Origin of the sequence: Streptomyces sp. NPDC046985, from assembly GCF_040644415.1 — a bacterium.
Classification (GTDB): Bacteria; Actinomycetota; Actinomycetes; order Streptomycetales; family Streptomycetaceae; genus Streptomyces.
Genome location: NZ_JBEYWK010000005.1, coordinates 129,610 through 150,489, shown reverse-complemented (window position 1 = coordinate 150,489; position 20,880 = coordinate 129,610). Strand labels below are relative to the sequence as shown.

Annotated in this window: 15 protein-coding genes; 6 read left to right on the top strand and 9 right to left on the bottom strand. The window is 71.2% G+C overall.

Going from position 1 to position 20,880, the window contains the following annotated elements; all coding sequences use genetic code 11:
- Window positions 1-312: 312 nt before the first annotated feature.
- The 3 genes from ABZ861_RS08370 to arc form a co-directional block, all read right to left on the bottom strand.
- A complete protein-coding gene (locus tag ABZ861_RS08370; RefSeq protein WP_361625722.1) occupies window positions 313-531 on the bottom strand; it encodes a ubiquitin-like protein Pup in 219 nt (72 codons plus the stop codon).
- A gap of 211 nt (window positions 532-742) precedes the next feature.
- Window positions 743-2,254 (bottom strand): depupylase/deamidase Dop, encoded by a 1,512-nt coding sequence (gene dop / locus ABZ861_RS08365; RefSeq protein WP_361625719.1) that lies wholly within the window; start codon window positions 2,252-2,254, stop codon window positions 743-745.
- Between the two features lie 234 nt (window positions 2,255-2,488).
- Entirely contained in the window at window positions 2,489-4,255 is a 1,767-nt protein-coding gene (gene arc / locus ABZ861_RS08360) for a proteasome ATPase (RefSeq protein ID WP_361625716.1), read from the bottom strand.
- Window positions 4,256-4,498: 243 nt separating this feature from the next.
- Here arc and ABZ861_RS08355 point away from each other — a divergent pair, with 243 nt between their 5' ends.
- On the top strand, window positions 4,499-4,804 hold the full coding sequence (locus ABZ861_RS08355) for a ferredoxin (RefSeq protein ID WP_361625713.1): 306 nt from the start codon (window positions 4,499-4,501) through the stop codon (window positions 4,802-4,804).
- Window positions 4,805-4,910: 106 nt separating this feature from the next.
- Here the strand turns inward: ABZ861_RS08355 and ABZ861_RS08350 are convergent, their stop codons facing one another.
- From ABZ861_RS08350 to ABZ861_RS08340, 3 genes are all read right to left on the bottom strand, one after another.
- Complete coding sequence (locus tag ABZ861_RS08350; protein WP_361625710.1) at window positions 4,911-5,477, bottom strand: hypothetical protein; 567 nt, start codon at window positions 5,475-5,477, stop codon at window positions 4,911-4,913.
- Window positions 5,478-5,694: 217 nt separating this feature from the next.
- Entirely contained in the window at window positions 5,695-6,597 is a 903-nt protein-coding gene (locus ABZ861_RS08345; RefSeq protein WP_361625707.1) for a tRNA (adenine-N1)-methyltransferase, read from the bottom strand.
- Window positions 6,598-6,748: 151 nt separating this feature from the next.
- Window positions 6,749-8,395 (bottom strand): site-2 protease family protein, encoded by a 1,647-nt coding sequence (locus tag ABZ861_RS08340; protein WP_361625704.1) that lies wholly within the window; start codon window positions 8,393-8,395, stop codon window positions 6,749-6,751.
- Window positions 8,396-8,585: 190 nt separating this feature from the next.
- Between ABZ861_RS08340 and ABZ861_RS08335 the strand changes: the two genes are divergently transcribed.
- Window positions 8,586-9,722 carry a PD-(D/E)XK nuclease family protein gene (locus ABZ861_RS08335; protein WP_361625701.1) on the top strand — a complete coding sequence of 379 codons (1,137 nt, stop codon included), beginning with the start codon at window positions 8,586-8,588 and terminating at the stop codon, window positions 9,720-9,722.
- A gap of 70 nt (window positions 9,723-9,792) precedes the next feature.
- The gene (locus tag ABZ861_RS08330) at window positions 9,793-10,464 is read left to right on the top strand and encodes a response regulator transcription factor (RefSeq protein WP_361625698.1); all 672 of its coding nucleotides are present in this window, start codon (window positions 9,793-9,795) and stop codon (window positions 10,462-10,464) included.
- Window positions 10,465-10,596: 132 nt separating this feature from the next.
- Here ABZ861_RS08330 and ABZ861_RS08325 read toward each other — a convergent pair whose 3' ends face one another.
- The 3 genes from ABZ861_RS08325 to metH form a co-directional block, all read right to left on the bottom strand.
- Complete coding sequence (locus ABZ861_RS08325) at window positions 10,597-12,195, bottom strand: ABC transporter substrate-binding protein (RefSeq protein ID WP_361625695.1); 1,599 nt, start codon at window positions 12,193-12,195, stop codon at window positions 10,597-10,599.
- 342 nt (window positions 12,196-12,537) lie between these two features.
- Window positions 12,538-13,239, bottom strand: coding sequence for an HAD family phosphatase (locus ABZ861_RS08320; protein ID WP_361625692.1), 702 nt, complete (start codon window positions 13,237-13,239; stop codon window positions 12,538-12,540).
- A gap of 130 nt (window positions 13,240-13,369) precedes the next feature.
- Window positions 13,370-16,888: a methionine synthase gene (gene metH / locus ABZ861_RS08315; protein ID WP_361625689.1), complete on the bottom strand. Its 3,519-nt coding sequence runs from the start codon at window positions 16,886-16,888 to the stop codon at window positions 13,370-13,372.
- 402 nt (window positions 16,889-17,290) lie between these two features.
- Between metH and ABZ861_RS08310 the strand changes: the two genes are divergently transcribed.
- The 3 genes from ABZ861_RS08310 to glpK all read left to right on the top strand — a co-directional run bounded on the left by ABZ861_RS08310 (window position 17,291) and on the right by glpK (window position 20,829).
- Window positions 17,291-18,055, top strand: a complete 765-nt coding sequence (locus ABZ861_RS08310; RefSeq protein WP_361625686.1) for an IclR family transcriptional regulator — start codon at window positions 17,291-17,293, stop codon at window positions 18,053-18,055.
- Window positions 18,056-18,402: 347 nt separating this feature from the next.
- Complete coding sequence (locus ABZ861_RS08305; RefSeq protein ID WP_361625683.1) at window positions 18,403-19,197, top strand: MIP/aquaporin family protein; 795 nt, start codon at window positions 18,403-18,405, stop codon at window positions 19,195-19,197.
- Between the two features lie 96 nt (window positions 19,198-19,293).
- On the top strand, window positions 19,294-20,829 hold the full coding sequence (glpK, locus tag ABZ861_RS08300; RefSeq protein ID WP_361626214.1) for a glycerol kinase GlpK: 1,536 nt from the start codon (window positions 19,294-19,296) through the stop codon (window positions 20,827-20,829).
- The last annotated feature ends 51 nt before the right edge of the window (window positions 20,830-20,880 follow it).

Genomic DNA, 20,880 nt, shown 5'->3' with positions numbered 1-20,880 from the left:
CCCCGGTGCGGCGTCGCCGCCGGAGCACGGTACGTCACGGACCCTACCCGCCCTGGGGCGTTGATCCACATGTGCGGGCGGCGCCGCGAGGCGACCCCTGGAAGCGGCGGTCTGGCGAGGCCGCGGGCCGCGCGGCCTCGCCTCGGCGCACGCCCGGAAGGGTCCCCGCGGCCCGCGGGGACGCCCGTCCTGTCCCGGACGGACGTCCTCGTGGTCTCCCGCCGACCCGTCGTGCGGCGCCGCGCGTTCGGCTCGCCAGCCACACCCACCCCCGAAGCCCTCAGATCTGAAGGGAAAGCCGACTGCCGGCCTTTACTCTCCGCCCTTTTGCACGAACGAGCGCACGAAGTCCTCGGCGTTCTCCTCGAGCACGTCGTCGATCTCGTCCAGGACGGAGTCCACGTCGTCGCTCAGCTTCTCGTGGCGGTCCTTGAGGTCCTCCGAGCCCTGCGCGTCCTGCGCCTGTTCCTCGACCTCCTCGGTCGAGTGGGTGGCCTTCTGCTGCCCGCCGCCGGTGTCCTTGGTTGCCATACACCCTCACCCCGCTCAGTTAGCCCGACATGTCGGCATCACGGCCGATCGGTGATGATCAGACCCTACAAGCCGGGTCCGACATCGGCCCCGCAGTCAGCGCAACGCACGGGGGCCATCTCGATGATTCCCGGACCGCGGCGTTTCCACCCCGGTCCGCCGGTCCGGGCTGTTCCGGCCTGCGCTGACCTGCCCGGTCCGGGTACCCCGTTCAGGCGCCCGACAGGACCTTGACCAGGTCTTCCGCCGTGCGGCATCGGTCCAGCAGCTCCTTGACGTGATTACGCGTTCCGCGAAGCGGCTCCAGGGTGGGGACGCGCTGGAGCGAGTCGCGGCCGGGCAGGTCGAAGATCACCGAGTCCCAGGAGGCCGCGGCGACGTCGTCGGCGTACTGCTCCAGGCAGCGGCCGCGGAAGTAGGCGCGGGTGTCCTCCGGCGGCTTCGTGCGGGCCCGCTCGACCTCCGCCTCGTCCAGCAGCCGCTTGAAGCGCCCGCGGGCCGCCAGGCGGTTGTACAGGCCCTTCTCGGGCCGGACGTCGGCGTACTGGAGGTCGACGAGGTGCAGCCGGGCGGCGTCCCAGTCGAGGCCGTCGCGGCGCCGGTAGCCCTCCATCAGCTCCCGCTTGGCGACCCAGTCCAGCTCGCCGGCCAGACTCATCGGGTCGTTCTCCAGGCGGTTGAGGGTGTCCTCCCAGCGGACCAGGACGTCCTTGGTCTGCTCGTCGGCGTCGGCGCCGTAGCGCTCCTCGACGTACTTGCGCGACAGCTCGTAGTACTCCATCTGGAGCTGGACCGCGGTGAGCGTCCGGCCGCTGCGCAGCGTGATCAGGCGCTTGAGACCCGGGTCGTGCGAGACCTGGTGGAGGGTGCGGACGGGCTGGTCGACGGCCAGGTCGACGGCGATGAAGCCGTCCTCGATCATGGACAGGACCAGGGCGGTCGCGCCCAGCTTGAGATAGGTGGAGATCTCGGAGAGGTTCGCGTCGCCGATGATCACATGCAGCCGGCGGTACTTCTCGGCGTCCGCGTGCGGCTCGTCGCGGGTGTTGATGATGGGGCGCTTCAGCGTGGTCTCCAGGCCGACCTCGACCTCGAAGTAGTCGGCGCGCTGGCTGAGCTGGAAGCCGTGTTCACGGCCGTCCTGACCGATGCCGACGCGGCCGGCGCCGGTGACGACCTGGCGGGAGACGAAGAAGGGCGTGAGGTGGCGCACGATGTCGGAGAAGGCGGTCTCCCGCCTCATCAGGTAGTTCTCGTGGGTGCCGTAGGAGGCGCCCTTGTTGTCGGTGTTGTTCTTGTAAAGGTGGATCGGCTGGGCGCCGGGGAGCTGGGCGGCCCGCTCCGCGGCCTCCGCCATGATCCGCTCGCCCGCCTTGTCCCAGAGCACCGCGTCGCGGGGATTGGTCACCTCGGGGGCGCTGTACTCGGGGTGGGCGTGGTCGACGTAGAGCCGTGCGCCGTTGGTGAGGATGACGTTGGCCAGGCCGATGTCCTCGTCGGTGAGCTGGCTGGCGTCGGCGGCCTCGCGGGCGAGGTCGAAGCCTCGGGCGTCCCGCAGCGGGTTCTCCTCCTCGAAGTCCCAGCGGGCCCGGCGGGCCCGGTGCATCGCCGCCGCGTAGGCGTTGACGATCTGGGACGAGGTGAGCATGGCATTGGCGTTGGGGTGGCCGGGGACGGAGATCCCGTACTCCGTCTCGATGCCCATTACTCGCCGTACGGTCATGCGGCCCTCCTTGCCCGGCGGCGCCCCCGGTCGGGGACGGCGCTCAAGTACCGCTGGTGTTCGGTCGCCTGTGCGGTGCCCGTCCCCGCACTGCGCGACCCGGCGGTACGAAAGAGCCTAGAACGCCTTTGCGCTGGTGGGGAGATCAATTGCGTCAATTGCCTGCTGCGTGCACGGCCCGCAAAAGCAGTCGGCTGCGGGTACCCGCTGAGGGCACCCGCAGCCGCCCTGTTTTTACAGGTACTGACCGGTGTTCGCCACCGTGTCGATGGAGCGTCCGGTGTCCGCGCCCTGCTTTCCGGTGATGAGGGTGCGGATGTAGACGATCCGCTCGCCCTTCTTTCCGGAGATCCGGGCCCAGTCGTCCGGGTTCGTGGTGTTGGGGAGGTCTTCGTTCTCCTTGAACTCGTCCACGCACGCCTGGAGGAGGTGGGAGACGCGCAGGCCCTTCTGGCTCTTGTCGAGGAAGTCCTTGATGGCCATTTTCTTGGCGCGTCCGACGATGTTCTCGATCATGGCGCCGGAATTGAAGTCCTTGAAGTAGAGGACTTCCTTGTCGCCGTTGGCGTAGGTGACCTCCAGGAAGCGGTTCTCCTCGGATTCCGCGTACATCTGCTCGACGGCGGTCTGGATCATCGCGTGCACGGTGGCGCTCTTGTCGGAGCCGTGCTCGGTGAGATCCTCCGCGTGCAGCGGCAGGCGCTCGGTGAGGTACTTCCCGAAGATGTCCTTGGCCGCTTCGGCGTCCGGACGCTCGATCTTGATCTTCACGTCGAGGCGGCCGGGGCGCAGGATGGCGGGGTCGATCATGTCCTCGCGGTTGGAGGCGCCGATCACCACGACGTTCTGCAGGCCCTCCACGCCGTCGATCTCGGCGAGGAGCTGCGGGACGATGGTGTTCTCCACGTCGGAGCTGACGCCGGAGCCGCGGGTGCGGAAGAGGGACTCCATCTCGTCGAAGAAGACGATGACAGGGGTGCCCTCGCTGGCCTTCTCCCGGGCGCGCTGGAAGACGAGGCGGATCTGCCGCTCGGTCTCGCCGACGTACTTGTTGAGCAGCTCGGGGCCCTTGATGTTGAGGAAGAAGCTCTTGCCGGAGGCCTGGCCGGTGACTTCGGCGACCTTCTTGGCCAGCGAGTTGGCGACGGCCTTGGCGATGAGCGTCTTGCCGCATCCGGGGGGGCCGTAGAGCAGGACGCCCTTGGGCGGGCGCAGTTCGTGCTCCTTGAACAGGTCCGGGTACAGGTACGGCAGCTCGACGGCGTCCCGGATCATCTCGATCTGGTTGCCGAGTCCGCCGATCTGCTCGTAGCCGATGTCGGGCACCTCTTCGAGGACGAGTTCCTCGACCTCGCTCTTGGGCACGACCTCGTAGACGTAGCCGGACCGGGGCTCGAGCAGGAGAGCGTCGCCGGGCCGGATGGTGACGCCGAGCAGCGGCTCGGCGAGCCGGACCACCCGTTCCTCGTCGGTGTGCCCGAGCACGAGGGCGCGCTCGCCGTCCTCAAGGATCTCCTTGAGGGTGACGATGTCGCCGACGCGCTCGAACGCCATGGCGTCGACCACATTGAGCGCTTCGTTGAGCATGACTTCCTGGCCGCGCCGGAGGTCGTCGACCTCGACGCTGGGGCTGACGTTCACCCTGAGCTTGCGGCCGCCGGTGAAGATGTCGGCGGTGCCGTCCTCGTTGGCCTGAAGGAAGACGCCGAAGCCTGCGGGCGGCTGGGCGAGCCGGTCGACCTCTTCTTTGAGGGCCACGATCTGGTCGCGGGCCTCGCGGAGCGTGTTCGCGAGACGCTCGTTCTGCGCGGACACACCGGCCAGGTTGGTCTGCAGCTCGACGATCCGCTCTTCGAGAATCCTCGTGTGCCGCGGAGAGTCGGCGAGCTTACGTCGCAGGACGGCGATCTCCTGCTCAAGGTAGGCAATCTGCCCGGCAGGGTCGTCAGACCCTCGTCCCGGGCGGATGCCGCGGTTCATGTCGTCGTCGTGGGCTGCCACGGTCCTCACCTCCTCCAAGGGGAGCTGGACGCTTCCAGACCCTACCTGGGTGGGTGTCGATTGAAACCCCTAGATCACAAAGACGGTCGGGGTGTGTCCGATCTTCACCCTTGCGCTCTCCCTCACGCCAGGGGAATACCCACCGAACATGATTGGAAAGCGGGCGGAGGTAGGGTCGGGATGTTCAACACCCGTCAGAGCTGGCCGGATTCCCGCGCGGCTCGACGTGATACGGCAGGAGACATGAACGTGCAGCAGCGGACCGGAGACGGCGGCGAGGCTCTGGAGGTCTGGATCGATCAGGATCTGTGCACCGGCGACGGCATCTGCGCGCAGTACGCGCCGGAGGTGTTCGAGCTGGACATCGACGGTCTCGCCTACGTCAAGGGCGAGGACGACGAGCTGCTCCAGGCGAGCGGGGCGGCAACGCCCGTGCCGCTGCCGCTTCTCACGGACGTGGTCGACTCGGCGAAGGAGTGTCCGGGCGAGTGCATCCATGTGCGCCGCGTTTCGGACAAGGTCGAGGTGTTCGGCCCTGACGCGGAGTGACGGACGCCGTGCCGACCGTCACGCTTGTCTGATTTCTCACGCCGCCGCCGGGTCCGGCGGCCGCGGGCGGCTGTGACCGGTCGGCTCGGGTCAGACGGCGCCCGGGTCAGACGGTGTGCGACGCGGCGGGCGCGGTGCGGACGAACGCCCCGTGCCGCCACTGCCATTTCACGCCCTCTTTGAGGTCGGGGCAGCAATTGGGCACGTCGGGCGAGGAGTAGCCGAGCAGGGTGGCGGTCACCGCGCCGTCGCGCACCGCGAAGTCGGTGACGGTGTACCGGTCCTGGGGGTCGACGAGGGTCGCCACGACCCGCGGCGCCGCGCTGTTCGCGGAACGGGTGAGGACGTAGACGCCGTCGGGCGGGGTGCCCATGGCGGTGTCGCAGTGCACGACGGCCACGGTCTCGGGACGGCCGTCGTGGTCGAGGTCGCCGGCGGCCTGGTGGACGACCACGGCCTTGCGGGGGGCGCACCGGATCGGGAAGGCCGCGCCCGCCGCGCTGGGGGCCGCGACGGCCGCGGAGGCGCCGCGGACGCCGGTGGACGGGGCGGCGGCGGCGGGCTGGAGCGCCGAGGAGAGCGCGACCATCCCGGCGACGGCGGTGGCGGTCGCCATCCAGTGAAGGGGGCTGGTGTGCGTGTGGGCCAGTTCCGGAACGGCGGAGTGCTGCACGAGGTGGGTCTCCGTGAGGGCTGTGCCGGCGGGATGGCATGCATCGTGCCACAGGTCACAGTGTGGGGGAACGGCGGGGTGGGAACCCGATTCGGATCGACCCCCGCGGGGACCGGCGACACGGAGGTCAACGTGAGGGCGCGGCGGCGCAGTTCCCGGTTCCGGTGGGGAACTGCGCCGCCGCGCCCGTGCGTTGAGGCGGCGGGAGGCCGGGGGGTCAGCGGTCGGCGCCGCCGGGCGCGTTGGGGCCCTCGTAGTCCTCGCCGTAGGCGCCCTTGGCGGGGCGGCGGCGGCGCATGGGCGGCTCGACGCCGTCCGCGAGGCGACGGGCGGTGAGCAGGAAGCCGGTGTGGCCGATCATGCGGTGGTCGGGGCGGACGGCCAGGCCCTCGATATGCCAGTTGCGGATCATGGTCTCCCAGGCGGTCGGCTCGTTGAAGCAGCCGATCTCGCGGATGGACTCCACGGTCCGCGCGAGCTGGGTGGTGGTGGCCACGTAGCAGCACAGGATGCCGCCGGGGACGAGGGCCTTGGAGACGGCGTCCAGGCACTCCCAGGGGGCGAGCATGTCGAGGATGACCCGGTCGACGTCGGTGTCGGACAGGTTGTCCTGGAGGTCGCCGACGGTGAGCTGCCAGGCGGGATGGGGGCCGCCGAAGTAGCGCTCCACGTTGGCCTGGGCGATCTCGGCGAAGTCGGCGCGGCGCTCGTAGCTGTGCAGCATTCCCTGGTCGCCGATGGCGCGCAGCAGGAAGCTGCTGAGCGACCCGGAGCCGACGCCGGCCTCCACGACGCGGGCGCCGGAGAAGATGTCGGCGAAGGCGAGGATCTGCCCCGCGTCCTTGGGATAGACGACGGCCGCCCCGCGGGGCATGGACAGGACGTAGTCGGGGAGCAGGGGACGCAGCGCGAGGTAGGCGACGTTTCCGGTGGTGCGGACAACGCTGCCCTCGGGTGCGCCGATCAGTTCGTCGTGCGGGAAGGAGCCCTTGTGGGTGTGGAAATTCTTCCCGGCTTCGAGCGTGAACGTGTAGTGGCGACCCTTGGGGTCGGTGAGCTGTACCTGGTCCCCGACCTTGAAGGGCCCGCGACGGCGGGCGGCACCGGTCGGTTCGGACATGTGACCAGCCTACCGGCACCCGGAGAGGCCGCCGACCACTCCTGTCTGTGCCCGGCGCTCTCCCGCGAGGCTGGGGGACGGTGTACGGGCCCTTGTCAGTGCCGTGGCCGGAAAGGTCTCCGCGAGACGGTGGGCCTCCCCGGTCACGGCCCTAGGAAGCCGAGGGGCGGGCCATGGCCTTCACGAAGGCGCGCTCGACGTCGGCGGCGGACAGCACGCCGTAGATCTCGCCGGTCTCCTCGACCACCAGGTACTCGGTGGCGGGGGTGGCCCTCAGCACGTCCAAGAGGTCTTCACCGGCCAGCTCGGCGGAGACGCGCATGCCCTCGGTGAGGTCCTGGGCGAGTTCGCTGGCGCTGACCCAGGGGCGGCGGTGCTCGGGGACGCCGGCGATGGCGGACTCCCGGACGAGGGCGAGGGGGGCGCCGTGGCCGTCGACGACGACGAGGGCGCGGGCGCCCGCGGCGTTGGCGCGGCGCAGGGCCTCGGCGAGGGAGGTGGCCGTCTCGACGGGGACCGCGCGCCGGGTGAGGGCGCGGGCGCGCAGTTCCGGGAGGTGTTCGCGCAGGCGGGCCATGCGCAGACTGTTGCCGGCGCCGGTCCAGATGATCGCGGCGATGATGGCGGCGAGCAGGGCGTCGGTGACGGTGTCCATGCCGCCGCCGTCCGCGGCGGTGGCGCCGAGCGCACCGGTGTGGGTGACCAGCGGGAGCCCGATGAGGACGGAGACGGCGAGGAACCGGCCGACCCAGGCGGCGGCGACGGTGCCGTGCATCGGGCGGCCGGTGAGCTTCCAGACGACGGCGCGGAGCATCCGGCCGCCGTCCAGGGGCAGCCCGGGGAGCAGGTTGAAGACGGCGACGATCAGGTTGGAGATCATCAGGGAGGCCAGCAGGACGCCGACGACGGTGCCGCGCTGCACGGGCAGGAGGGCGAGGTAGAAGACGCCGGCGAGGACCAGGGAGAGCAGGGGGCCGACGAAGGCGAGGACGAACTCGCGGCCGGGGGTCTCGGCTTCCTTCTCGATCTCGGAGACGCCGCCGAAGAACTGGAGGTGGATGCGGCGGACGGGGAGTTCGAAGCGGAGCGCGGCGAGGGTGTGGGCGAGTTCGTGGACGAGCACGGAGGCGTAGAAGGCGACGGCGAAGAACAGGGAGACGAGGTAGCGGGCGGCGCCCAGTTGGGGCAGCACGCGGTCGAGCTGTCCGCCGAAGACCCAGGTGATCAGGGCGGCGACGAGGAACCAGCTCGGGCCGACGTAGACGGGCACGCCGAAGGGCCGCCCCATGAGCAGCCCGCCTCCGGGGTCCCGAGGACGACGGGGCGAGGGCGGGGGGACCGCGCCGGAGTGGGCGTGCGCGTGGGCGGGGTGGGTGTCGTGGCTTGCGGCTGCGCTGGGGGCGGGGCGGGCGCCGTGGCCTGGATCGGGGTTGTGGGCGGGGTCGGCTTCGCGGCCCGGGTTCGCTTCGTGGCCGGGGTGGGTTTCCTCCCCGGCGTGGGGCTGCGGGCGGGCGGCGGGAGCGGCCGGGGCGGCGGACGGTTCGCCGTCCGGACGGCCGGGCTGCTCGCCCTCGCGGTCGTCGTCGCTCTTGTGCTCGTCGCTCTTGTGCTCGTCCGCGCCGGAGGCCGCGCGGGCCGTGTCCAGGGGGCGGTCGCCGTTCGGGGCGTGCTCGTTCGAGGCGCCTTCCCCAGACCGCCCGGGAGTCCGGTCGGGCGGCGTGGGCGCCGAGGGGTCCTTGCCCGGGTCGGTCGGCTCGTTGCCGGGCCGTGGCTGCCCGCTCCCGCCGCTCACGTCCACGGTGTCCCCTCGTTCGAAGCGCGTCTCCCGTGCCGGACGGCCGGGACGTCTCGGGTCGATGGTATGCGTCCGTGGCGGAGGGTTCCGCCCGGCACCCCTGAGTTCTGCCCTACGGCGATGCGCTCAGTCAACCGTGGCCGGGGGCACGGCGCCGGGGTCACTGTCGGTGGCGGGCCGTATGGTCTGTGGCATGGAGACCAGCAGGGAGGGCGCGCCCGTGCCCGCGCAGACGCCGGGCGACCAGCGGCCCGCGGCCGTGGGTGCGTACGCGGACGGCGCCGCGACGGGGTCCGGCGGAGCCGAGCGGGGCGGCGGCGAGCGGGCGGGCCGGGAGGCGCGGCCGGGGGTGCGTGCGGCAGCCGCGCCGGCCTCCCTCTCGCCCTCGCGGGCCGGGGACTTCATGCAGTGCCCGTTGCTGTACCGGTTCCGGGTGATCGACCGGCTGCCGGAGAAGCCGAGTGAGGCCGCCACCCGGGGGACCCTGGTGCACGCCGTGCTGGAGCGGCTGTTCGACGCTCCCGCGGCGGAGCGGACCGCGCCCCGGGCGAAGGCGCTGATCCCGGGCCAGTGGGACCGGCTGCGGGCGTCCCGCCCGGAGCTGGAGGAGCTGTTCGCCGACGCGGCGACCGCGGCCAGTGCCGCCGACGGCGACAGCGCAGCCGCCGCCGGTGGTGAACGCGCCGCCGACGCGGCCGCGGGTGGCGGTCCCGAGCGCGCCGACGCGGCCGCGGGCGACGACCCCGAGCGCGTCGGTGCGGAGCGGCTGGCCCGCTGGCTGGCGGAGGCCGAGCGGCTGGTGGAGCGCTGGTTCACGCTGGAGGATCCGACCCGGCTGGAGCCCGCCGAGCGGGAGCTGTTCGTCGAGGCGGAGCTGGACTCGGGGCTCCGGCTGCGCGGGATCATCGACCGGGTGGACGTGGCGCCCACGGGCGAGGTGCGCATCGTCGACTACAAGACGGGCAAGGCCCCCCGGCCGGAGTACGCCGAGGGCGCGCTGTTCCAGATGAAGTTCTACGCCCTGGTGGTGTGGCGGCTGAAGGGCGTGGTGCCGAGGCGGCTTCAGTTGGTGTACCTGGGCAGCGGCGACGTGCTGACCTACGACCCGGTCCCGGCCGACCTGGAGCGGGTGGAGCGCAAGCTGCTGGCGCTGTGGGAGGCGATCGGGCTGGCCACCCGGACCGGCGACTGGCGGCCGCGGCCGACGAAGCTGTGCGGCTGGTGCGACCACCGGGCCCACTGCCCGGAGTTCGGCGGCACTCCCCCGCCCTACCCGCTGCCCCTGACCCGTGAGGGCGCACCGGCGCAGGGCACAATGGGCCCGGACTAGGGTCTGTCGTCTGGATCAGGCCGGGCCTTGATCCAGACGAGGGGCCCGAGGCCCAGCGAAGGAGACTCACGTGGCCATCCGCGTCCTACTGGTGGACGACCAGCCGCTGCTGCGCACCGGGTTCCGGATGATTCTGGAGGCGGAGCAGGACATCGCGGTCGTGGGCGAGGCGGGCGACGGGCTCCAGGCCCTGGAGCGGGTGCGCGCTCTCCAGCCCGACGTGGTGCTGATGGACATCCGGATGCCGCGGATGGACGGCGTGGAGGCGACCCGGCAGATCACCGGCCCGGAGCGCGACGGCCCGGCGAAGGTGCTGGTGCTGACGACCTTCGACCTGGACGAGTACGTGGTGGAGGCGCTGCGCGCGGGCGCGAGCGGTTTCATGCTGAAGGACGCCCCGGCCGACGAGCTGGTGCAGGCCATCAGGGTGGTGGCGGCCGGTGAGGCGATGCTGGCGCCGAGCATCACGCGCCGGCTGCTGGACAAGTACGCGACGCATCTGCCCTCCGGAGACGAGCCGGTGCCGGACACGCTGCACACGCTGACCGAGCGTGAGGTGGAGGTGCTGAAGCTGGTGGCGCGGGGGCTGTCCAACGCGGAGATCGCCGCCGATCTGTTCGTCAGCGAGACGACGGTCAAGACGCACGTCGGGCATGTGCTGACCAAGCTGGGGCTGCGCGACCGGGTGCAGGCGGCGGTGTACGCCTACGAGAGCGGGCTGGTGCGGCCTGGCTCGCAGTGAGCCCGGCGTGCGGTGAGCCAGGCGTGCCGGGAGCCCCGTGTGCGCTGAGCGCTCCGCCCCCTGAAGACCGCTGACGACGAGGCGCCCCTCACCTGTACCGGTGAGGGGCGCCTCGTCGTCAAGGGGCGGGCGTCAGTCGCTGACTCCGCGGCCCAGCTCCCACAACTGGAGGCTGGAGGTGGAGTTGAGGGCGTACGCGGTGCCCGTGATGTCGTCGCGGGCGGCGACGTACTGCTTGCCCTGCCACAGGGGCAGCACCGGGACGTCGTTGGCGACGATGTCCTGGATGGTCGTCAGGCTGCTGGAGCCGCGGTCGGCTTCGCGCCGGGACTGCGGGATCAGGGAGTGCCGGATCTGGTTGTTGGTGTAGGGCGAGCTGAGGAAGTTGCCCTTGTCCAGGAACGGCGCGAGGAAGTTGTCGGCGTCCGGGAAGTCGGGGAACCAGCCCATGCCGTAGACCTCGTACTGGCCCTTCTTCTCCGCGGGGCGGAACTTGGCCCAGGGCGTGCCCTGGACGTCCACGTCGAACAGGCCGCTGGAGTTGAGCTGCTGCTGAAGGATGTCGAACTCCTTCTTGCTCGCCGAGCCGTAGTGGTCGGTGGTGTAGTGCAGCGTCAGTTTCACCGGGGCGGTGACGCCGGCCTTGGCGAGCAGCGCCTTGGCCTTGGCCGTGTTCGGGTCGCCGTACTTGTTGAAGAACGAGTTGGAGTGGCCGGTGACGGTGGCCGGGACCAGCGAGTAGAGCGGCTCGGCCTGGGTGCCGTACACCCTGGAGACGAGGTCACTGCGGTTGACGACCTGGGCCATGGCCTGGCGGACGGCCTTGTCCTTCACCGAGGGGGCGTCGGTGTTGAAGGCCAGGTAGCGGATTTCCAGACCGGGCATCTCCACGAGGTCGACGTTGCCGCCGGTGTCGTTGGAGAGCTTGCGGATCTGGTCCGGCGACATGGTGCGGGTCATGACGTCGATGGCGCCCTTGCTCAGCGCGGCGCCCATCGCGTCGGCGTCCGCGAAGGACCGCATCTCCACCTTGTCGTTGTTGAGCGTCGCCGTCCCCTTGTAGTGGGGGTTCCTGGTGAAGACGGCGTCGACCATCTCGTCGTTCCGCACCCGGGCCTTCATGGTGTACGGGCCGGAGCCGTCCACCGAGAAGCCGTTGCGCAGCGTCTTCTTGGCGTAGAACTTGGGGCTGACGATGCCCGCGACGGGCGTCGTCAGCTTGTACGGGAAGGTCGCGTCCGCGGTGTTGAGGTGGAAGATGACCTCGCGGTCGCCCTGGGTCTCGACGGTGTCGATGGTGGACAGCAGGCCGGAGACGCCGCTGTCGGCGTTGATGGCGCGAGCCCGGTCGAAGGAGTACTTCACGTCGGCGGCGGTGACGGCGTCGCCGTCGGCGAACTCCAGGCCGTCGCGCAGGGTGCAGGCGTAGCGCTCGTTGCCGCTGTCGGTGAAGGCGCACTTCTCGGCCGCGTCGGCGACCGGCTCGCCGTCGCCCTTGGGCAGGGACATCAGGGTCTGCACCGACTGGTGCAGGACGTTCCAGGTCTCGACGTCGTAGGCGTAGGCCGGGTCGAGCGGCGCGGGGGCGTCCGAGGATACGGTGAACCGGTCCGTGGTGCCGACGACGATGGTGCCGCCGCCCTTGCTGCCGCCGTCGGATCCGCCGCATGCGGCGAGGACCGGTGCGAGCAGGCCGGCGAGGGCCGGCAGCACCAGAGTCTTACGGTTCATGCTCGAGTTTCTCCAGGGCTGTCATGTCCGTGTACTCGGCATGCAGGGGTGGTGCGGCCGTTCACGGGGTGGTGGCGATGGTCTCGCGACGACCCTAGTCCGCGCCCGCAGGAGGGTTGGCGGCGGCTGGAGTTGAGCCCCCATCACGCAGTGGAATCAGGTGTGGACGCACCGAAAACGTGCCACTGGAATGATTCGTGCACCCTCTCACCAATCGGGACACAAGGACGCGCTGCCGCTGCCCCGGGTGGAAAAGGGCGCACATTCCACCCTGTCTGTCGACCCCCCGCCCGGTGGCGAACGTCACATGTGCGGCGTGGAGCGCCCCTTGCCGCGATCCCGTCAGTTCGGCGAGGCGACCAGCCCGTTCAGGAAGGGCAGATCGACCTCTTCGAGGGAGGCGACGACGGTGCGTCCGGGCGCCGGGGCGATGGGGGCGACGGAGGGCACGGCGACCACGCGGCACCCCGCCGCCTCGGCCGCCGCGACGCCGGTCGCGGTGTCCTCGATCACCGCGCACCGGGCCGGATCGGCGCCGAGCCGGGAGGCGGCCAGGAGGTAGGGGTCCGGGTGCGGCTTGGTGCGGGCGACCTCGTCTCCGGCGACGGAGAAGGTGAAGTGCTGGGGGCCGAGCGAGGCGAGGACGCGGTCGATGATGCGCCGGTGGGAGGCGGAGACCAGGGCGGTGGGGATCTCGTGCGCGGACAGCTCGGAGAGCAGCCGGGCGGCGCCCGGCATCAGCGGCAGGGTGCGGTCGATGCGGCTCTCGAAGCCCTGGTTGAGCAGCAGGGTGATCTCGGCGAGGGTGACGGCGGCGCCGGTGGCCTCGATGAGGAAGCCGGCGCTGCGGGTCATGGGGCCGCCCACGACCACGTGTTTCCAGCTTTCTTCGAGCGTGTGCCCGAGGGCGGCGAACACCTCCACTTCGACGTCCCACCAGAACCCCTCCGTGTCCACCAGGGTGCCGTCCATGTCGAGAAGCACGGCTTGCAGGGCGGAGCCTTCGGCCGAACGGGTGCCGAGCGCAGGGACCGTACTGGTCATCCGGACGTACCTCCTTGAGGGACGAGCAGGCCGGTTCCCGTCCGGGAACCGGCCTGCAGTGGACCGACCAGTGTAGTTCGTCGAGGCGGCGAACGCCTCGCGGACACCGCGTCCGCGGCGCGGGCGCGGGTCAGCGCGCGTTGAAGTACTTCGCCTCGGGGTGGTGGATGACGATGGCGTCGGTGGACTGCTCGGGGTGGAGCTGGAACTCCTCCGAGAGCTGGACGCCGATGCGCTCCGGCCGGAGCAGGTCCGCGATCTTGGCGCGGTCCTCCAGGTCAGGGCAGGCGCCATAGCCGAGGGAGAAGCGGGCGCCGCGGTACTTCAGGGCGAACATGTCCTCCACGGCCTCGGGGTCCTCGCCCGCGAAGCCGAGTTCGGCCCGGACGCGGGCGTGCCAGTACTCGGCGAGGGCCTCGGCGAGCTGGACGGACAGGCCGTGCAGTTCGAGGTAGTCGCGGTAGGAGTCGGATGCGAACAGCCGTGCGGTCTCCTCGCCGATCCGCGATCCGACGGTGACGACCTGGAAGCCGACCACGTCCCGCTCCCCCGACTCCTCCGGGCGGAAGAAGTCGGCCAGGCACAGGCGGCGGCCGCGGCGCTGGCGCGGGAAGGTGAACCGGGTGCGCTCATTGCCCCGCTCGTCCAGGATGATCAGGTCGTCGTCCTTGGACACGCAGGGGAAGTAGCCGTGCACCACGGCCGCCTCCAGCAGGTTCTCCGTCTGCAGCCGGTCCAGCAGGCCGCGCAGCCGCGGCCGTCCCTCGATCTCGACCAGTTCCTCGTACGTCGGCCCCTCGCCGGTGCGAGACTGGCGCAGCCCCCACTGGCCCTTGAACAGGGCCCCCTCGTCGAGCCAGGAGGCGTACTCCTTGAGCTGGACGCCCTTGACGACGCGGGTGCCCCAGAACGGGGGCTCGGGGACCGGGTTGTCGACGGACACGTCGGAGCGCACATGCCCCTCCTCCGGCCGCGGCTCGGCGGTCGCGGCCGGGGCGTCCGCCCGCACCCTGCGCTGGCGCAGCTCGGGCAGCGTGGCGCCGGGGACGCCGCGCTTGACCCCGACCAGCGCGTCCATCAGCCGCAGCCCCTCGAAGGCGTCCCGGGCGTAGCGGACCTCGCCCTCGTACAGCTCGTGCAGGTCCTGCTCGACATAAGCGCGGGTCAGCGCGGCGCCGCCGAGGATGACCGGGTATTCGGCGGCCAGGCCGCGGGCGTTCAGCTCCTCCAGGTTCTCCTTCATGATCACCGTGGACTTCACCAGCAGGCCCGACATGCCGATCACGTCGGCGCGGTGCTCGTCGGCGGCCTCCAGGATCGCGGAGACCGGCTGCTTGATCCCCAGGTTGACCACGTTGTAGCCGTTGTTCGACAGGATGATGTCGACCAGGTTCTTGCCGATGTCGTGCACGTCGCCGCGGACCGTGGCCAGCACGATGGTGCCCTTGCCGGCCTCGTCGGACTTGTCCATGTGCGGCTCCAGGTGAGCCACGGCCGTCTTCATCACCTCGGCCGACTGGAGCACGAACGGGAGCTGCATCTGGCCGGAGCCGAACAGCTCTCCGACGACCTTCATGCCGTCCAGCAGGGTGTCGTTGACGATCGCCAGGGCCGGGCGCTCCTCCAGCGCGGCGTCGAGGTCGGCTTCCAGGCCGTTGCGCTCGCCGTCGACGATGCGCCGCTTGAGCCGCTCCTCCAGCGGCAGCGCGGCCAGCTCCTCGGCCTTGCCGGCCTTCAGCGACTTGGCCGTGGCCCCTTCGAAGAGCCGCATGAGCTTCTGGAGCGGGTCGTAGCCCTCGCGGCGGCGGTCGTGGATCAGGTCCAGGGCGGTGCTGACCTGCTCCTCGTCGAACCGGGCGATCGGCAGGATCTTGGAGGCGTGCACGATCGCGGAGTCCAGACCGGCCTTGACGCACTCGTCCAGGAAGACACTGTTCAGCAGGATCCTGGCGGCCGGGTTCAGACCGAAGGAGATGTTCGACAGGCCGAGCGTGGTCTGCACCCTCGGATGCCGCCGCTTCAGCTCGCGGATGCCCTCGATGGTGGCGATGCCGTCGCCGCGGGACTCCTCCTGGCCGGTGCAGATGGTGAACGTCAGGCAGTCGACGAGGATGTCCGCCTCGTCGATCCCCCAGTTCCCGGTCAGGTCCGCGATCAGCCGTTCGGCGATCTCGACCTTCTTCTCCGCGGTACGGGCCTGGCCCTCCTCGTCGATGGTCAGCGCGATCAGCGCCGCGCCGTGCTCCCGCGCCAGGCCGGTGACCTGCGCGAACCGGGACTCCGGTCCGTCGCCGTCCTCGTAGTTCACCGAGTTGATCACCGCGCGGCCGCCCAGCTTCTCCAGACCCGCGCGGACCACCGGCACCTCGGTGGAGTCCAGAACGATCGGCAGCGTGGACGCGGTCGCGAACCGTCCGGCCAGCTCCGCCATGTCGGCCACGCCGTCCCGGCCGACGTAGTCCACGCACAGGTCGAGCATGTGCGCGCCCTCGCGGATCTGTTCCCGGGCCATCTCCACGCAGTCGTCCCAGCGGGCCTCCAGCATGGCCTCGCGGAACTTCTTCGACCCGTTGGCGTTCGTCCGCTCGCCGATGGCCAGGTACGCGGTGTCCTGCCGGAACGGGACGGCCTGGTACAGCGACGCGGCGCCCGGCTCGGGGCGGGGGTCGCGCGGGGCCGGGGACAGCGCGCGGACCCGCTCCACCACCTGGCGCAGGTGCTCCGGGGTGGTGCCGCAGCAGCCGCCCACCAGGGACAGGCCGTAGTCGCCGACGAAGCCCTCCTGGGCGTCCGCCAGCTCGGGCGGGGTCAGCGGGTAGTGCGCGCCGTCCTTGGTGAGCACGGGCAGTCCGGCGTTGGGCATGCAGGCCAGCGGCACGCGCGCGTGCCGGGACAGGTGCCGGAGGTGCTCGCTCATCTCCGCCGGGCCGGTCGCGCAGTTCAGCCCGATCATGTCGATGCCCAGCGGCTCCAGCGCGGTGAGGGCGGCGCCGATCTCCGAGCCCAGCAGCATGGTGCCGGTCGTCTCCACGGTGACCGACACGATCAGCGGCACGTCGTATCCGGCGGCGGCCATGGCGCGGCGGGCGGCGATGACGGCGGCCTTGGTCTGGAGCAGGTCCTGGGTGGTCTCCACCAGCAGCGCGTCCGCGCCGCCTGCGAGCAGGCCCTCGGCGTTGTGCCGGTAGGCGTCGCGGATCGCGGCGAAGGTGGTGTGGCCGAGGGTGGGCAGCTTGGTGCCGGGCCCCATCGAGCCGAGGACCCAGCGGGGGCGGCCGTCGCGGGCGGTGAAGGCGTCGGCGCTCTCGCGTCCGAGGCGGGCGCCCGCCTCGGACAGCTCGGCGACGCGCTCGGGGACGTCGTACTCGCCCAGGGCGGTGAGGTTGGCGCCGAAGGTGTTGGTCTCCACGCAGTCGACGCCGACGTCGAAGTACGCGTCGTGCACGGAGCGGACGATGTCCGGCCGGGTCAGGTTGAGGATCTCGTTGCAGCCCTCAAGGTGCTGGAAGTCCTCCAGAGTGGGCTCCTGGGCCTGGAGCATGGTGCCCATCGCTCCGTCGGCGACCACCACGCGGGTGGCCAGTGCCTCACGGAGGGCGGACGCGCGCGTCCGGCTGTCGGCAGAAGGGGTCGGCGGCGACGAGGCCATGAAAGGGCTCCCTCAGAGTGCGACGGCTGTCGGCTTCGCGTCTCCCACGGAGGCCGGTCGGCGGCGCACGCCGACGGCGTCCCGCGGAGGACGCACGCGGCCAGCGTAGCCGGGACGGGCGCGGAAGCGTCAGAGCGTCCACGACGCGGACCCGGATGCCGACCGGATGGCCCCCTGCACGGCCTCCCTGGCAGGCGCCGCGCCAGCGCCGCGCCTGTGCGAGACGGCGAGGACCCGGGCGCGCCTGCGAGGACCCGGGCGAGCCGGCGAGGGCCGGGCTGGTGACCGGTGTCGTCCGACCGTTAGCGGACAGTCGCCATAGACCGGTAGTGTTCGGCATTGCCGAATGGCGGTGACCGGTTCGGCCCGTCAGCGGTCGAAGGGGACGGAGGCAGCACGGCGATGGCACGGAACATCCAGTCGCTCGAACGGGCGGCCGCGATGCTGCGCCTGCTCGCGGGCGGCGAGCGGCGGCTCGGCCTGTCGGACATCGCCTCCTCGCTCGGCCTCGCCAAGGGAACCGCGCACGGCATACTGCGCACCCTCCAGCAGGAGGGCTTCGTCGAGCAGGACGACGCCTCGGGCCGCTACCAGCTCGGCGCGGAGCTGCTGCGCCTGGGCACCACGTATCTCGACGTGCACGAACTGCGCGCGCGGGCGCTGGTGTGGGCCGACGACCTGGCGCGCTCCAGCGGGGAGAGCGTCTACCTGGGCGTGCTGCACCAGCAGGGCGTGCTGATCGTGCACCACGTCTTCCGCCCGGACGACAGCCGGCAGGTGCTGGAGATCGGCGCCATGCAGCCGCTGCACTCCACGGCGCTGGGCAAGGTGCTCTCCGCCTACGACCCGGTCGCGCACAGCGAGGCGCTGGAGACCGAGCGCAGGGTCTTCACGGACCGCACCGTCAGCGCCGCGGACGACTTCGAGCACGTCCTCGACCTCACGCGCGCGCGGGGGTACGCCGCCGACGTGGAGGAGACCTGGGACGGCGTGGCCTCCATCGCGGCGCCCATCCACGACCGGCGCAGGATGCCGGTCGGGGCCGTGGGCATCACGGGCGCCGTGGAGCGGGTGCGCCGGGACGGCGAGCTGCGCCATGAGCTGATCGCGGCGGTGCGGGACTGCGCCCGCGCGGTCTCCCGGGATCTGGGCGCCGGACGGTTCTGAGGGCCCCCTCGGGCCCTTCGGCGGGGGATCCCTCGCGCTGTTCGCAGACGCTCCCCGCACACCCCGCAGACGCTTCCCGCCCCGCCCCCGGGCGTTCCCCGCACCGGCTGCCGATGGCCGCGGCGGGCGATCAGTAACGATCGCGTTTTCGGCGACAGAACACTTGACGCCCCCACGACGGCGAGGTGAGACTCGCGTCCACCGGTCGGCATTGTCGAACACTTTACGGAAAGAGGAGTTAGGGTGTGACGACGCCAAGGGCCGGCATCGCTCTCATCCCCGAGGGCGGCAGACCCCCGGAGGGACCCGGGGGCCACCCCTGGACGACGAGGACAAAGGAGTCGCGGGTGTCCAGCTCCGACATCTTCATCGGCGAGACCATCGGGACCGCCGTACTCATCCTGCTGGGCGGCGGCGTCTGCGCCGCCGTCACTCTGAAGGGTTCCAAGGCTCGCAACACCGGCTGGCTGGCCATCGCCTTCGGGTGGGGCTTCGCCGTGATGACGGCCGTGTACGTGTCCAACCCGCTCTCCGGGGCCCAGCTCAACCCGGCCGTGACGGTGGCCCTCGCCGTCAAGAGCGGCGACTGGACGAACGTTCCCACCTACATCGCGGGCCAGATGCTCGGCGCGATGATCGGCGCGACCCTGGTGTGGATCGCCTACTACGGCCAGTTCCACGCTCACCTGACCGACGAGGAAGTCCTCGGCGCTCCGGGCGCGCAGGCCGCTCCCGAGAAGGCGGTCGAGGCGCAGGAGCCGGCCGCCGGGCCCGTCCTCGGCATCTTCTCCACCGGTCCGGAGATCCGCAACGCTGCGCAGAACCTGGCCACGGAGATCATCGGCACCCTGGTGCTGATCCTGGCGGTCCTCACACAGGGCCTGAACGACAAGGGCAACGGCCTGGGCGTCCTGGGCGGTCTGATCACCGCGCTCGTGGTCGCGGCCGTCGGCCTGTCGCTCGGCGGCCCCACGGGCTACGCCATCAACCCGGCCCGTGACCTGGGCCCGCGCATCGTGCACGCGCTGCTGCCGCTGCCCAACAAGGGCGGCTCCGACTGGGGCTACGCCTGGATACCGGTGGTCGGCCCGCTGATCGGCGCCGCGCTCGGAGCGGGCCTCTACAACGTCGCGTTCGCCTGACGCGCGCCGCGACACGCCCGCCGTACTGACAGCCCGCACCGAACCACCACGGATCTCCAGGAGCACACAGTGACCGACGACGCCCGCACCGACGCCATCGCCTCGCACGGCCAGGGGCCGTTCATCGCCGCCATCGACCAGGGCACCACCTCCTCGCGCTGCATCGTCTTCGACCGGGACGGCCGCATCGTCTCCGTCGACCAGAAGGAGCACGAGCAGATCTTCCCCAAGCCGGGCTGGGTCGAACACGACGCCGCCGAGATCTGGACCAACGTCCAGGAGGTCGTCGCCGGCGCCGTCGACAAGGCCGGCATCACCCGCGACGACATCAAGGCCATCGGCATCACCAACCAGCGTGAGACCACCGTGCTGTGGGACCGCAGGACCGGTGAGCCGGTGCACCACGCCATCGTCTGGCAGGACACCCGCACCGACGCGCTGTGCCGGGATCTGGGGCGCAACGTCGGCCAGGACCGCTTCCGCCGCGAGACCGGCCTGCCGCTGGCGTCGTACTTCGCCGGTCCCAAGGCCCGCTGGCTGCTCGACAACGTCGAGGGCCTGCGCGAGCGCGCCGAGGCGGGCGACATCCTCTTCGGCACCATGGACACCTGGGTCATCTGGAACCTGACCGGCGGCGTCGACGGCGGCCGGCACGTCACCGACGTCACCAACGCCTCCCGCACCATGCTGATGAACCTGCACACCATGGCGTGGGACGAGCGGATCTGCGAGTCCATCGGCGTCCCGAAGGAGATCCTGCCCGAGATCCGCTCCTCCGCCGAGGTCTACGGCGAGATCACGGGCGGCCGGCTCGGCGAGCTGCTCGGCGGCATCCCGGTCGCCTCCGCGCTCGGCGACCAGCAGGCGGCCCTGTTCGGCCAGACCTGCTTCGCCGAGGGCGAGACCAAGTCGACGTACGGCACCGGCACCTTCATGGTGATGAACACCGGCGACAAGCTCATCAACTCCTACAGCGGGCTGCTGACCACCGTCGGCTACCAGATCGGCGACGACAAGCCGGTCTACGCGCTGGAGGGCTCGATCGCCGTCACCGGCTCCCTGGTGCAGTGGATGCGCGACCAGATGGGGCTGATCTCCACCGCCGCCGAGATCGAGACGCTGGCCCTGTCGGTGGAGGACAACGGCGGCGCCTACTTCGTGCCGGCCTTCTCCGGCCTGTTCGCCCCGTACTGGCGCTCCGACGCCCGCGGCGTGATCGCCGGCCTGACCCGGTACGTGACCAAGGCGCACCTCGCGCGCGCCGTCCTGGAGGCCACCGCCTGGCAGACGCGGGAGATCGCGGACGCCATGACCAAGGACTCCGGCGTCGAGCTGACGGCGCTCAAGGTCGACGGCGGCATGACCTCCAACAACCTGCTGATGCAGACGCTCTCGGACTTCCTGGACGCCCCCGTGGTGCGCCCGATGGTCGCCGAGACCACCTGCCTCGGCGCCGCCTACGCCGCCGGTCTCGCCGTCGGCTTCTGGGCTTCCACCGAGGACCTGCGGCAGAACTGGCGCCGGGCCGCCGAGTGGACCCCCCGCATGGACGCGGACGCCCGCGACCGTGAGTACAAGAGCTGGCTCAAGGCCGTCGAGCGGACCATGGGCTGGCTCGACGACGAGAGCTGACGGAAGACGAGAGCTGTCGCGGGCCGGCGAAGGCCCGCGAGAGCTGACGAG

Bases quoted from the DNA above. Each gene is read 5' to 3' on its own strand.
- ABZ861_RS08370 (WP_361625722.1), bottom strand. From the start codon at position 531: ATGGCAACCAAGGACACCGGCGGCGGGCAGCAGAAGGCCACCCACTCG.
- dop (WP_361625719.1), bottom strand. From the start codon at position 2,254: ATGACCGTACGGCGAGTAATGGGCATCGAGACGGAGTACGGGATCTCC.
- ABZ861_RS08355 (WP_361625713.1), top strand. From the start codon at position 4,499: ATGAACGTGCAGCAGCGGACCGGAGACGGCGGCGAGGCTCTGGAGGTC.
- ABZ861_RS08345 (WP_361625707.1), bottom strand. From the start codon at position 6,597: ATGTCCGAACCGACCGGTGCCGCCCGCCGTCGCGGGCCCTTCAAGGTC.
- ABZ861_RS08335 (WP_361625701.1), top strand. From the start codon at position 8,586: ATGGAGACCAGCAGGGAGGGCGCGCCCGTGCCCGCGCAGACGCCGGGC.
- ABZ861_RS08325 (WP_361625695.1), bottom strand. From the start codon at position 12,195: ATGAACCGTAAGACTCTGGTGCTGCCGGCCCTCGCCGGCCTGCTCGCA.
- ABZ861_RS08320 (WP_361625692.1), bottom strand. From the start codon at position 13,239: ATGACCAGTACGGTCCCTGCGCTCGGCACCCGTTCGGCCGAAGGCTCC.
- metH (WP_361625689.1), bottom strand. From the start codon at position 16,888: ATGGCCTCGTCGCCGCCGACCCCTTCTGCCGACAGCCGGACGCGCGCG.
- ABZ861_RS08310 (WP_361625686.1), top strand. From the start codon at position 17,291: ATGGCACGGAACATCCAGTCGCTCGAACGGGCGGCCGCGATGCTGCGC.